The 13,705-nt window shown below is 53.5% G+C and carries 11 protein-coding genes and 1 pseudogene; 7 read left to right on the top strand and 5 right to left on the bottom strand.

All coding sequences use genetic code 11. The features are described from left to right. The first annotated feature begins 41 nt into the window (after positions 1 to 41). The 5 genes from AC2FEB_RS19745 (at position 42) to AC2FEB_RS19725 (ending at position 4,742) form a co-directional block, all read left to right on the top strand. On the top strand, positions 42 to 677 hold the full coding sequence (locus AC2FEB_RS19745) for a glutathione S-transferase family protein (protein WP_117869984.1): 636 nt from the start codon (positions 42 to 44) through the stop codon (positions 675 to 677). Between the two features lies 1 nt (position 678). Beyond that, positions 679 to 1,101, top strand: coding sequence for a nuclear transport factor 2 family protein (locus AC2FEB_RS19740; RefSeq protein WP_117869986.1), 423 nt, complete (start codon positions 679 to 681; stop codon positions 1,099 to 1,101). 171 nt (positions 1,102 to 1,272) lie between these two features. Then, a complete protein-coding gene (locus tag AC2FEB_RS19735; protein WP_496676191.1) occupies positions 1,273 to 3,243 on the top strand; it encodes a pyridoxamine 5'-phosphate oxidase family protein in 1,971 nt (656 codons plus the stop codon). A 389-nt stretch (positions 3,244 to 3,632) separates the two neighbouring features. After that, a complete protein-coding gene (locus AC2FEB_RS19730; RefSeq protein WP_117869990.1) occupies positions 3,633 to 4,028 on the top strand; it encodes a nuclear transport factor 2 family protein in 396 nt (131 codons plus the stop codon). Between the two features lie 450 nt (positions 4,029 to 4,478). After that, on the top strand, positions 4,479 to 4,742 hold the full coding sequence (locus AC2FEB_RS19725) for a hypothetical protein (protein WP_117870636.1): 264 nt from the start codon (positions 4,479 to 4,481) through the stop codon (positions 4,740 to 4,742). A 205-nt stretch (positions 4,743 to 4,947) separates the two neighbouring features. On the opposite strand, the gene AC2FEB_RS19720 is transcribed toward AC2FEB_RS19725, so the two are convergent. Continuing rightward, the gene (locus AC2FEB_RS19720) at positions 4,948 to 6,180 is read right to left on the bottom strand and encodes a dienelactone hydrolase family protein (RefSeq protein ID WP_496676189.1); all 1,233 of its coding nucleotides are present in this window, start codon (positions 6,178 to 6,180) and stop codon (positions 4,948 to 4,950) included. A gap of 415 nt (positions 6,181 to 6,595) precedes the next feature. Between AC2FEB_RS19720 and AC2FEB_RS19715 the strand changes: the two are divergent. Together AC2FEB_RS19715 and AC2FEB_RS19710 are read left to right on the top strand one after the other, a co-directional pair. After that, a pseudogene (locus AC2FEB_RS19715) lies at positions 6,596 to 6,934 on the top strand (lipocalin-like domain-containing protein); the annotation flags it as partial. 410 nt (positions 6,935 to 7,344) lie between these two features. Next, positions 7,345 to 8,580 (top strand): metallophosphoesterase family protein, encoded by a 1,236-nt coding sequence (locus AC2FEB_RS19710; protein ID WP_496676187.1) that lies wholly within the window; start codon positions 7,345 to 7,347, stop codon positions 8,578 to 8,580. A 291-nt stretch (positions 8,581 to 8,871) separates the two neighbouring features. Here AC2FEB_RS19710 and AC2FEB_RS19705 read toward each other — a convergent pair whose 3' ends face one another. From AC2FEB_RS19705 to AC2FEB_RS19690, 4 genes are all read right to left on the bottom strand, one after another. Continuing rightward, entirely contained in the window at positions 8,872 to 9,771 is a 900-nt protein-coding gene (locus AC2FEB_RS19705) for a hypothetical protein (RefSeq protein WP_496676184.1), read from the bottom strand. Between the two features lie 185 nt (positions 9,772 to 9,956). Continuing rightward, complete coding sequence (locus AC2FEB_RS19700; RefSeq protein WP_299895612.1) at positions 9,957 to 10,253, bottom strand: antibiotic biosynthesis monooxygenase family protein; 297 nt, start codon at positions 10,251 to 10,253, stop codon at positions 9,957 to 9,959. 868 nt (positions 10,254 to 11,121) lie between these two features. Next, entirely contained in the window at positions 11,122 to 12,198 is a 1,077-nt protein-coding gene (locus AC2FEB_RS19695) for a lyase family protein (protein ID WP_496884325.1), read from the bottom strand. After that, entirely contained in the window at positions 12,191 to 13,705 is a 1,515-nt protein-coding gene (locus AC2FEB_RS19690) for a tripartite tricarboxylate transporter permease (RefSeq protein WP_117870016.1), read from the bottom strand. The genes AC2FEB_RS19695 and AC2FEB_RS19690 overlap by 8 nt, the downstream gene beginning before the upstream one ends.

Raw genomic sequence — 13,705 nt, 5'->3', positions numbered from 1 at the left:
GGTAGGGCTAGCGCATACCTTGAACATAACTGGAGACACTGATGTCAAACGCCGTTCGCATTCACCACTTCGCAAAGTCAGGTCACGCCCATCGTGCCTTGGTTTTTGCGAAGCTCGCCGGGATCGCTCATGAAGAAGTTCCCGTGGATTTGGCAAGTGGTGCGCACAAATCACCGGAGTTTTTGGCCATGAACCCAAACGGACAGGTGCCCGTTATGGAAGATGGCGATGTAATCGTATCGGATTCAAACGCAATTCTGGTCTATCTCGCGCGGACATATGCGCCTGACTGGATGCCAAGCACCCCGGTCGACGAAGCCAATGTTCAGCGCTGGCTGACCCTTGCGGCTGGTGAAATTGCATTCGGGTCTTGTGCCGCACGTCTGATCACCGTTTTTGACGCCCCGCTGGACCCAGTCTTTGCTGATTCCACAGCGACCAAGGCGATGCAAAAGCTGGAACATGGGCTGGAAGGTCGTGATTGGCTGGTTGGCGATCGTCCGACGATCGCTGATGTCGCGAATTATTCCTATACCGCCCATGCGCCTGAGGGGAATGTCTCGCTTGATCCTTACCCGAATGTCCGGGCATGGCTCGCCCGTTTCGAAGCCTTGCCAGGTTTCCAGGCCATGCCAGCGACGGCTGTCGGCCTTGTGGCTGAATTAGGGGCGCGCTGATATGACATCCGCAGCCCCGCGCCATCCGGTACCGCCGTTTACGAAAGACTCCGCGATCGAAAAGGTGCGTCTTGCAGAAGACGGTTGGAACGGTCGAAACCCTGCGAAAGTCGCACTTGCGTACACACCCGACAGCAAATGGCGCAATCGGGCCGAGTTTCCCGAAGGCCAGGCGCAGATTGAAGAGTTTCTGACCCGCAAGTGGGCCAAGGAACTGGACTATCGGTTGATCAAGGAATTGTGGGCTTACGGCGGTAATCGCATCGCCGTGCGATACGCCCATGAGTATCACGACGACAGCGGAAACTGGTTTCGGGCCTATGGTAATGAAAACTGGGAGTTCGACAAAGATGGGTTCATGGCGCATCGTTTTGCCAGCATCAACGAACACCCCATTCAAGAGGCAGATCGAAAGATTCATTGACCGGTTGGTCGCCGCCCTGATGATCATCCGGGTCTAAGCGATCTGGGGCTATAGCTCTGACGCCGTAGCACGAAAAGTCGCTAACGCCTTCCAGACCCACAGATCCAATGGAAGGCGTCAGCGGAAGCATTGCAATACAACTGATTGTCAAACGGATGAACGGAGCACGGGATGGTTCGGATACATAAATCTCACAAGGGTGAGCTGTTGCTTCAAAAGCGGCGCAAGACACCAAAAGAGCTGATCGACTCCATTCCTCGGTACATCGACAGTGACATGCCGCAGCAGCACGCGGATTTCTTTGCGGGCCTGTCTTACTTGCCGCTGGCGACGCTGGATCGCGACGGGCGACCGTGGGTCAGCCTGCTGGTCACACAGTCAGAGAGCGATCCGTCGGTCGGCATCAAGATTTCGGGCCACAATGCGATGGACGTCTTCGCCGAAAGCAACGCTTTCGATCCCTTTGCCCGCTCTTTGAAGCAGGACCCAATGTCTAGGCGGCAACAACGGCTCTTTGCTGGAGTAGGGGTCGACTTCCGCAACCGTCGACGGAACAAAATCGCAGGGGGAATTCGCTCTGCATCTGTTGAAGAGACTGGAAAAATCAGCCTGCAACTGGAGTCTGATCAACACCTTGGGAACTGCCCCAAGTACATCACCGTGCGGGCATTGGCGCATGAACAGCGCGCCGCTGAACTGGTGCATGATTCCTTTGACAGCCACACAACTGCTTTGCCGGATGCGGCCAAGGCGGTCGTGGATCAGGCCAGCACGGTCTTTCTGGCGACAAAGCACAGTGGAGATGAAACCGCTACTGGCACGAAGACGGATATGGGGGTAAATCATCGTGGCGGTGCACCGGGTTTTACCCGCATTTACGAAGAAACCGATGGCGACGATATCACTACCTATCTGGTTTTGCCCGACTATTCCGGCAATCGCTTCTATCAGTCCTTGGGCAACATTGAGACTGACCCAGAGGTCGGCCTTGTCTTTCCAGACTTCACCACGGGTCATGTCCTTTATGTCACGGGTAAGGCCGAAAACCTGATGGATGATGAAGCGCCAGCGCTCATGCCGCGGGTCAGCCTGCTTACGCGCATCAAAGTTACAGGGGCGGTTTTTGTGAAAGACGGCCTGAACCTCAGGCTCATGTCGGAAGAGCATTTCTCGCCCTATAATCCGCCGGTAAAGCCCTTGCGTCAGGAACTGGAACAGATGGGGCATGCACTCGTTGCGCACGAGACTGCAACCCCAATCACTGCCACTCTTGTTTCGACGAAACCGCTTTCTGAAAGTATCACAACTTTCAACTTCGATCTGTCACAGCCGATCAACTCACCTTTGCCGGGTGGGTTTGGTGTTTTCGATTTCTCTGGGCTTCTGGACACGGGGTACAGCCACATGAACGAAGCTAACCCTCAGCTTGTCAACGAGGACTTCGTGCGCACCTGGACGCTTTCGAATGCGCCCAGCTTTGCGGCAGAAAGAAATGCGTTTGCCGCGACCCATCAGGTCAGCGTCACTGTCAAACGTAAACCGGGCGGCTTGATGTCGAATGCTCTACATAACAATGCCCAAAAACTGATCAAGGACAGACTGCCGATTGAATTCAGAGGGTCTGGCGCGGGGTTCACCTGCTTTTCGCAAGGCGCCAAAGACACGCCTCCACATATCCCATCAAAGGTTCTGTGGATCGCCGGCGGTGTCGGCATTACCCCATTTATGGCGATGTGGGACGGCATCCTCCAGTTGGCGAACGCTCACCCGCAAACATCGACCGACATCGTCCTCCTGTTTTCTGGTCGTGGTGATGACATCAAAGTGCTGGAGCATTTTGCCGGGCAAATTGGTCCTGTCCCAGCCAGTGTGAAACTTCGCATTGTGGCGTTTCAAAGCGTCGGAGATGACCCATTGGTCGCAAAATCTGCAAGGGATGATCTGCGTCTAGCATTTTCTGAGGATGCGCTGCAGACCGAAGAACGGCGCGCGCAGATTGAAGATATCCAATCCATCTCCGCACTCAACACGCGAGAAGTCTATATGTGCGGACCCGATGCGCTAATGACGTGGAGCGAAGCAGCGCTCACTAAACTAGGCGTCGAAGAAGGGAGACGTCATCGCGAGTCCTTCGTCTTCTGATTACAAAATTCACAAAGCCAATGACCATTTTTACCCGCAGTTAGTGAATTCTGAACCAGATTTTTGCTGCAGTATGTACGAATGGCTGATTTATCCACCGCGCGGCAGCACTAAATTTTACACTGACGCAGCAGTTCCCGCGCTGCATGCGCGCGCAGCGAGAAAACCGAATTCACAGGTAGGGCTCAAACCAGACCTCGGAGGCGGCGCAGCATGTGAATTGAGGGATACCAGGAGCGGTATCATGGACGGCCCGGATCGGATGAGGTGGTTGGCTCCTGCACCATCGACATCGAACGTGCCATAGTGCAGCTTTCATGCGGTAGCTTGTTCACCTTCAAGGTCCCAATTAGAATTTTCGGAACGAATAATCACTGAGGGACGTAGCCATGACGCCTGATATCCAAACAGCCCGAAAATTGGCGCAAGATCATTGTGATGCCTGGACGAACAAGGCTCCGGATCAAGTCGCCAGTCGGTATTCGGAAAATACAACGATGATTATGAATGGTGGCGAACCGATGAACAGTCGCTCGCAGATCGGTGAAATGGCGACCGGTTTCATGACTGAATTCCCCGACCTAGTGCTTAACCTCGATACTGTTCTCGTAGCCGATCATCACATGGTTTACGCATGGACGTTCGAAGGCCAGCACAAAGATACAGGAAACAAAGTTCGCTTTTCGGGTTGGGAAGAGTGGGACCTCGATGAAAATCTAAACGTGACCAAGTCGCTGGGGTGGTATGACGGCGCAGATTACGATCGTCAGGTTTCAGGGACGTAACCGCTCAAATCGCAAACACACTAGCGGTCGATTTTGGGGTCAATGGTGGCCTCTGGTCAGCGCAGCCTTTCCCGTCGCGATACGAAGTCACTTGTGGGGGACGGCCCAAAACTGCCGTTGACAGAGAGGCATCTTTGCTGCGATGCGGCCCGTCAGATGAGACATTCGCCGCGGGCGCAAAACCGAGATCGAGTCGAACTCACGGTTTGCGGACAAAACTGCCCTTGGGGCTAAGACGGTTTGGGCGTTGCTGCATAGCAAATGCTTCAATCTTTTTCAGCGGAGCTGAGCCTATATTGGTCCGCTAACGCTTTTGGCACGTATCTCCAGTATTACCACACACTGTGGACCGCGTTGTCGGCCAATACCTTTTCTCATCGCCAGCGCGGGTTCTAGAGACGCCTAAGCGTTTCCAGTTGGGTCATTGATAAAGGTAATGGGAGTAGAAACATGACTAATAGATTGGACGTTAAATCAACGTGGGATTCAGTAATGAACGAAACTAAGAATCCTCTAAAAAACCAGTCCCTTCCCACCGCCCATTTGCTGATGCAAATGCTGGCCTGGATGTGGAGCGCTATCTTTTCGCTCATGGTTGGAAGCTACTTTGTTTTTGGCGTAACGGCTGCGGCTCACACAATGCTAATTGGCGGTGTTTTTATGACCTTGCTGGTGTTTCAAAAGTCTGAAGCAGCTAGTTCTGATCTACGATAACCCGCAAGGCTCATACAATACCGGGATTGGGGGGCGCGTTTGGAGACATCTTGTGCTGTAAACGAACTGGCACCCACTTTCGTCTCTCGCTCTGACAGCCTTACGCCCAGATAAATATGGTCGAGTTTGGGCTTGAAGCGGCCATTCGCGGCAACTTGCTTGAACGTCTACTTTGCGGACATTGCTGCCGTTCGTTGCACTTGGTTCAACGGCGGCTTTCTATACGCATTAAGTAGTCGCCTACTATTTCTTCCCAGAGAGTTGGCTGAAACATCAACCAATGGCCTCTACTGTGGCCAGAAACAGACACGACATGAACTTCACTCTCAGTGCCCATCTCTTCCATTGCCGCAAGGTTCGATAGCGAATGTTCAATGCTGTAAAACGCGTCGTCCTCGCCATAAATTGACAACACCGGTCCATCAAAGCTTCCAGTCCGCCGAAAAAGTGTCGGGTTGATTTCGGGGTCTCCGAAACCTTCTCCTATCCAACCCCCAACGAAGTTAATCACACCGGCAGTATTCTCTGGATCGTCTCCTGCTTGCATGAGGGCTACGACGCCCCCTCGCGAAAACCCTGAGAGAAGGACGGGTTCCGGACTCACATTGGGTTGCTGCTGCAACGCTCGCAGGGCAGCGTTTGCATCGATCAGAGCGCGTTCCGCCCCTGCCAAGGATATCTGCGTGTCCGGCGAATATCCTTGCGACCGATCCTCAGCAAAGCCCTCATCGTACAAACCATCAGACCCACCCCGACCACGACGCTGAGGGAATGCGGCAATCCAACCGTGGGCGTTCAGAACATCTGCAAGCCAATCGTTGGCAAAGAACCGATTAAAAGCCTGTGGATCAGTCCCGTAGCCCGTTGACCCGTGATGAACGAGAGTCAGCGGGAACGGCCCATCACCAGCAGGCGTATAGACTGCGACCGCAAGCTCAACTTTCGAACTGCCTTCTTGCAGTTCTGTTGCAACGAATTCGCGCGTACCGAGCTCGAACCACTCGCTGGTCGGTGCTGCCAGTACAGCTGTGAGAGATTGCCGCTCCAATATGGCAAAACGATCCTCAGTCGGATTGATACCGCGCAACCGTCCAGTAGCTGAAATTGAATATCGCGCAGCGAAGTCGCTATCGGTGAACACCAGAGTGTCGCCGTCCAAACGCGCTTGGCTGCGGAACCAATTGCGAATGCCATGCTGGCCGCGTCCCACTGAATAGATGACGCTGAATAACCCGTCTTCGCCTTGGCTTTCAACGACGAGAATGTGACTTCTCCAAGTGTCCCATCTTCCCGTCCAAACCCCGAGGAAGGGCGAATTGTCGTGGGCGGTGATTTCGACATCGTCGGGCAGGGGTGCGTCACCCACGAGGATTGATTCCTGTGCCAGTGACTGACTGCTCAGAATGAAAAGTGTGGCGATTGCAAAGATGACGCGCATGGCTGGTTTCCGAATTTCGCAGTCTGATACAAGGCATTCCCATTAGAGCACAGAACGTGGGCACGTATTAAGTGTTTGAGCCACTAAAACTGACATTCGCCATCTTGCAGAAACTCGGGACTTTGGGCTCAAGGCAGTGATTTGCTGCGGCTAGCATCAATGAACGCTCTGCGGACTGAGCAGCCATTTCGGAATGGGGCATTAGTTCACCAGGAGGACGCGGACAGCATCAACCCTGGATTGAGCAAAGAGGCAGGGCGCCTCATTGTCGCGGATTTTTGCGAGTTGTACTGTCGATAAGAACGACCAATCGCTCGAAGGAGGTGACATTGCAGACGAAAGTGCTTTGATCGGATCGTGGAAGATGGACGCCTGGACGCGCACCTAGGTCGAGACGGGGGAGACGACCGACGCCCTAGGGCCGGATCCAATTGGGTATATAGCATATCATGCTGATGGTCGGATGATGGCCACGGTCTTTCGCCGCGATCGACCCGAACCGGGCAAGGACGACTGGTCTCAGGAGCAAAAGGCGCAGATGTTTGATGACATGCTCGCCTACGTCGCGTCCAACACGCTTGAGGAAGATCGCGTCATTCACCACGTAGATGGCTCATGGAACCCCAAATGGGCCGGAGACGTGTCTCGTCCGATCAAGTTTACGGGGGATCGGCTGGTGATCAGCGGCGCCCCCGGCATCGACCCAAGGACAGGTGAAGAAGTCGTCTACCAAATGGAATTCACCAGGGTTTAGACCCGCCTAAGCCATTCGATACGCAAGCACCGGGACGACGACTACTGCAAGCTCTATGAGTGTCAGCCACTGTCCACAGCCGACGTCCGCGACGGGGTGCAAGAGTGACCGGATCGCGGACAAAGCCGACATCGGGTCGGCTTGCTGCTCCTACTGCGCAGTGGCTTCGTAAACTCAGCCATTTTGGAACCTATGCGTAGCGGGCTAAGAACAGACCTCAGACACCTTGCCAATACGGTACGTCCCAATGGTGCATGCGGTGAGGTACTCCAGAAAGCTTTCAAATGAAGTGTGATATTCTATGCTACTGAAGTTGCCGGCTGCCTCAACCTAAGTTCCTCTTGCAAGATCCACTGGACTTTTCAGATCCCGATCGTAAATTCGCCGCTTAGTTCGAAAGGGGTGCCCGTTTGTTGACTAGGACCGCTTCAACCGTTCTCGGGGCTTTGATTTGGCTTTGTTTCGTTGCTCCGCCTTCTACTGCTGAAGTACTGCAGCATTGGGTTCAACTCGGGCCCGACAAGACAATTGTTGTTCGAGCTATCTCTACATCTTCTAGCTGCCCTTTGTTGAAAATCGACGGGCGTGTTGTTGCAATGCATAAACGTGCTGCTCCAGATGACCAATTTCCGGAAATCGTTTGCGAGCATCGTGCCCGACAAGATTCACAGAAGATGGAACTTGAGGGAGACACGCTACCAACCTTGAGTCAAAGCGTACAGCGTATTGCCGTGATTGGAGATACTGGATGCCGTATTCGCAGATCCAGAGTACAAGATTGCAATGATCCCGATGCCTGGCCATTGAAATCAATTGCCGCAGAAATTGCGTCCAGATCGCCAGACTTGGTCATCCACGTTGGCGACTATTTGTACCGATCGGCAGAGTGCCCCGAACCGGAGAAGTGCGGTGGATCGCCCTTTGGTGACAATTTCCAGACGTGGTCTGCCGACTGGTTGGATCCTGCAGATAGGCTGCTCAAGCTCGCTCCATTTGTTTTTATAAGAGGTAATCACGAAAACTGCGGACGCGGCAGCAAAGGATGGTTCCGTTATTTTGCCCCAGGTTTCGTTCCCTCAGATTGTCCAGCTGTGACCGAGCCGTGGATAGCTTCTGTCAACGGCCTCAATCTAATTGCATTTGATTCATCCGCAGGCCCTGCACCTCAAAGCAGCACTGAGTTGTTAAATGTTTACGGTAAGATGGCGCGAGATTTGTTTGCAAATATCAGCGGAGAAACTTGGTTTCTTACTCATCGCCCACTTTGGGTAAACATGCATGCATTCGGTGAATTGATCGATGGTGACGACACACAGCGCGCAGCATTCAGTAGAGCCATTCCAGAAACAGTAAATCTTTTTCTTTCTGGCCATATTCACGCTTTTCAAGCAATCGACTTGTTGGACGGGCCGGTGCAGGGTATTAGCGGCAACGGCGGGACGCAGCTTGATCCGATGCCCACAGGTGTTGTCACCGATGTCAAAGTTGCCGGAAATTTGGCGAGTGTCGTCGCGAACAATGGTGATTTCGGCTTTCTGATGTTGACCAGACAAGCCGATAGCAATTGGTTGATGGAAGCGATCGATGAAACAGGAGCGGCTCGGAACCGATGCCGTTTAGTCAGGCGTGCGCTTTCCTGCGAGTGAAACAAAGCCAAATCTTAGCAGCATAAATTCGCTTTAGAATCCTTCTCCAGGAGGTCAGTCTCGCGCCCCTGTGCAGCATCGCTGAAGCGGGATACTTTGGCCAGAGTTAGTAGCGGACAGCGGTCATTATTCGTGGTCATTCCGAGAAATTTTGCCTGAAGGTCTGCATTGAACTGCAGCGGACGTTCGCTGAAATCTGCTGAACGGCAGAGTTGCGGGACAAAGCAGAAGTATGAACTCGGCCGCGAGAAAACCTGCGTACACATCTGGCAAACAGGCTCAATGCTGTGATCAGAACCTGACCCTAAACGCCAGCCCAACCAATGGCGCTGTTTCATAGCTCTGACGACTAATTTCCGCTCCATTCGCATCATCTAGCGTCAGGCGGCCGTCAAATTCTGCGCCCGCAAATACGCTCAATGAAACCCCAGGATTCGGGTTGTAGCCAACAGAAAGAACTACAGGGATACTCTTATCTTCACCTACTCCACCCGGGGCAAGGTCACTCCCATCCAACCTGAATCGAATCCTTTCCGACCGCGCGGTCAACGATAGGTCTATCGTGTCATTCAACGCATAACTCAGTGTCAATCCGGGACCTTGCGTCGCTCCTACACCAGAGCCAGTGTTCAAGTTCCAGCGATCATTTATGTCCCAGTCGACCAGCAAAGCCGGAAAAAAATCAGCACTGCCATCGTCAAATTGAGAAAACGCACCAAAGGCCGGGCCTATCGTCAGGCGCTCGCTCAGTTGCCAAGCAATACCAGCAAAAACACCATAGGTTCTGCCGTCAGATGAGGAGGCCCCGCTTTGATAGTCCCACCTGATTTGTGGCGACACAAAAACCGTTGTAGTATCACCCACACGAAACCGGACAGGAACAGCAATACGAAGGTCACGGATGTTTTCCCAAGGCTGGTTGTTCGGTTGGCTGAAGTTATAGTCCAGCTTGCCGAAGCTGGTGGAAAGCCCAACGGAGTTTCCTTCTTCCAGATTGTAAAGTGCGGTGACACGTAGAAATGTTCGACTTGCAGAGAACCCGCCACCGTCACTCAACTCCGCGTCCCCTTGAAACGCGGCAAGCCCATCAATCTGATACGCCCAACCTAGCCGGGGCTGTGCAGCAGAGGGAAACGCTGTGAACCCTAGGGAAATAGTTCCGAAGCAGCACGTTAGAATAAGGTTTTTCATATGACATTTCCTACGTGACGCTGGATTTCCTTTGGGTCGATATTCCTGAACGAGCGGTTCGAGTCCTTTAAAGTCTGCTAGGCGGGACGAAGCAGCCTTTCGCAATTCGTTGAACAATACCCGAACATTCAGCGCTAATGACAGGCGCTTGGACTGCGCATTTTGTTTCGACATCTCGCCTAGTTTCAACTCTCAACCAGCTCATAGTGCTTAATCGTTCTAGCTTCGACCAATTCGGCTTCTGCCGCATCGACATGTGGCGACTGGTAGTCTTCCCCAACAAAGGCTTTCAGAGAGGCAAGGTCTTTCCAGATCATCACGAAACTGAACTCTCTCGGACTATCTGAGCGAGATGCACCGGGAAGAACTTGTACGATACCCTTGGTCCCCCTCATTAATGGAATAGCGGTATTGTGAAAGAACTCACCGAACTCCTTTTCCTTACCTTCTCGAACCAATACCTGAAAAATGCGCATAATCATCTTACCCCTCCTTTTGGTTTGGCGGGGTCTCCGTCTGCATGATCGCCTCAAGATCAACTCATAGCAGCACGGCTTAAAAATGTCGCCTATGGGCTCACTGCCGCCGTTCCGGCTCGACCCAACTGGTGACCGTTTCCAACCTGCGAATGTCCTCACATCGTGGCACTGAGTTGAAAACGCAGAACTATACCATCTTTGGAAATGGCCGCTTTCGGATTGTTCTTCAGACTTGAACTACTGCGCCGCCGCAAGTCGGCTCTGAGCCCAAAGCCCCGGATGCTGCAGCGTTCTTGAAAGTCGGTTTCGGAGAGTTTGGTTTGCCTTTTATCGGCGGCGCCGTAGAAGCCAAAAACTGAAGCTGAATAATTCAAATACAAATGCGCCGGCAACTATGCCAATGAACAAGGGGAGCCCAAAGAATGCGCATATCGCCCCGCCCAGCGCGGCACCTACGGCTGCGCAGCCTATGACGAAGGCTGCCATTAGTATGAAGTCTTTCAAGTGCCACTTCAGGCCTTCGCGGAACTCTGACTTCCAGTTTCGTTTCGTGCGATATTCCATCACCTGACGTTGATCAAAAAAGAATGTCCCTAATGCGGCAACTCTATTCTCGAACCTTGACGTATTCAAAGCGGTCATTGGAGGATGTGCAGCGAGTTGGCGCTTCGTTCGCAAGTTTGACATCGGCCACCAAAATCTTGCTGCGGTTGGGACGAACGGCAGCTTTTCCTGCTGCGAAGCGGCTATCGGCTTAACTCGTGGCATTGCTGCAGCTGCGAATTATGGGCTTTGTCGATCTCACCGAACGCGGACAGCGTTGCCGTTCGCCGCAACAACGCGAATGACGGCTAGCGTTTCTTAACTCTTCTCAGATTAAATTCTGTTCCATCCCGCCTTCGTCGACTCTCAAATCAGATAGCATCCGATTTGCCCATGACAAAGCTCCTGAAGACAGCAAGAACACTTCAGGAACGACAAGCCACTCACCGACCCAAACACCGCCAGAGCGCTCATGTTGGTGCAGAGTCAGTTCCCCTATTTGCTCCGACCTTTGGCGCCCCAATCTTGCTACGGCCTCGGCAAATTCACTGGCCCGTTGGTTACGTTTGTGATGCATTGAGGATGACGCACCCCTACCGTTTTCATGGCATTCGCAGACCTCACCGATATCACTGGATGAAAGCAGGTTGATGTTGTGGGCTATTTTGCAGATCGTCGCACACAGCGCGCCGAGGGCGGTGACAATATCGGCCACGCCGTCACGCGCGTTTTGCCAATGAGGTTCTGCAACGCCCAAACCAAGCGCCTCTGCCATTCGCACCTTTATCTCTGTCCCTGTTCCATCGCTATAATTTGACAAATCCCCTAGCGGCCCGCCGATCTGAACGAACACCCCACGCTTTTCCGCTTCGGTGATCACCTCGCGACGACGTAGAAGCTCCTCGAGCCAGACTTCAAACTTGGTCCGGAGTAGCATCGGGATCGCGTGTTGCCCGTTGGTGCGCCCGATCATTCGCGTGTTGGGGTGCTCCTTGATCAGGCCCGTCAGGGAAAAAACGAGCTGATCGAGGTCGCTCAACACGGTCGCCAGACCGAGCTTCATTTGCATCGCAAGCGCTGTATCCATGATATCTTGCGTCGTGCTATTGAAATGGACGAACTTGGCGAGATCCTCGCCGACGTGTTCGCGCAGTTGTCCGACCAATCCCACAATGGGCCGCCCAACAAGCGCCATGTCCTGCCGCAAGCGCTCCTGATCGAGCTTTCCGATGCCAAACCCGTCGAGTGCAACAACAGCTTCATTCGGCACGAGACCCGCATCACTTTGCGTACGCGCCAGCGTTTGTTCGACTTTGATCCAGGCAGAGATTGTCGAGGATTCAGACCAGATGTGCCGCATATCTGTGCTGGAAAAGCTGCCTTGCATGAGCTGCCATTCAAGCATCGCCCAACCCTCCCTGCGCCAGTTTGCGTTCTTTTAAGATGCCGCGAATGCGAAAGGCAATAGCCCCGGCACCAAGGATCAGGAAGGCAAGCGCGATCGGGCGTTCAACAAAGATCAGCGCGCCGCCATCCGACATCAGCAGGGATTGCCGGAACGTCTCTTCCGCACCTTTGGCCAGAACGAAGGAGATTACGAATGCCGCAATGTTGAAGTCATGCTTGCGCATCAGCCAGCCGACGAAACCGGCAAAGGTCATAACCGTCACATCGAACATCGAGCCTCGTGCTGAGTATGCCGCGACGAAGGCTGTCATGAAGATCAGCGGATAGAGAACGTTGGTCGGGATTTTCAGGATTAGTCGGGCGACTTGTGTGGCTCCGAAATAGCCGATCAGGCCATACACGAGGATACCAAGCATCCCGCAGGCAAAGAGTTTGTAGACAAGTTCCTTGTCAGTCAGAAATAGCGTCGGCCCGACCTGGATGCCATGGATCAGAAACACGCCCAACAGGATCGCGCCGATGGTCGAGCCTGGAATACCCAAAGTCAGCAGAGGAGCCATGGACGGGCCGGACACCGCGTTGTTGGCCGCTTCTGGCGCGGCCACGCCTTCCAATGCGCCCTTACCCCATTGCTCAGGGTTTTTCGCACGGCGCTTGCCTTCTCCATAAGAGATAAAAGCCGCAATCGCTGAACCCAGACCTGGCAGAACACCAATGCCCGCACCGATAAACCCACCGCGAAAAGCATGAGGCAGACACGGTTTGTATTCCTCCCATGTCAGATCATTGCCATCAGCCGAGCTTTCGTTTTCTTTGGTCTCACCTGTTGCTTTGCGCCGCTCTTCAAGTTGCGCAAAGACTTCGCCCAAGACAAAGACACCGATCATCAGCGGCACCAAGCCGATGCCATTGGACAAGTCGAACGAGCCGAATGTGTAGCGCTCTTCGCTGGAAATCGGATCGAGCCCCACCATTGCCACCAGAATTCCCAGGAGCGCGGAGGCCAGACCTTTAACAATGGATTCTCCGATCACCGAACCGATCACCACAAAGGCGGCAAAGTAGATGGCAAAGGTTTCTGGAGGTCCCAGCTTCAGAGCAATTGCTGCGATGAACCCGACACCAACAACCAAAAGAACGTCGCCCATGAGATCGCCGATCACGGATGAGATTGTGGCAACTTTCATTGCTTTACCCGCCTTACCAGCGCGAGCCAGTGGATAGCCGTCAATCTGCGTCGCAGCACTCGCGGCTGTACCAGGCGTATTAAACAAGATTGCTGCGATGGAACCGCCATAGCGTCCGGATTTTCCGATCACATAAAGAAAGGCGAGAGCAAAGAGGGGCGACATATAGAAGGTGATTGGCAGCAGCATCGCGATTGCTGCTGAAGCTGTCAGACCCGGCGTTGCGCCCACAATCATGCCAACTGTGGCAGCAAGAACGATGGCAAAGAGCAGCATCGGATCAGTGATGACCGAAAGAAGGGCGGGAAAAATTTCCAT

This window comes from Ruegeria sp. YTSC106, from assembly GCF_059609765.1.
This window is presented reverse-complemented; position numbering and strand designations above follow the sequence as displayed.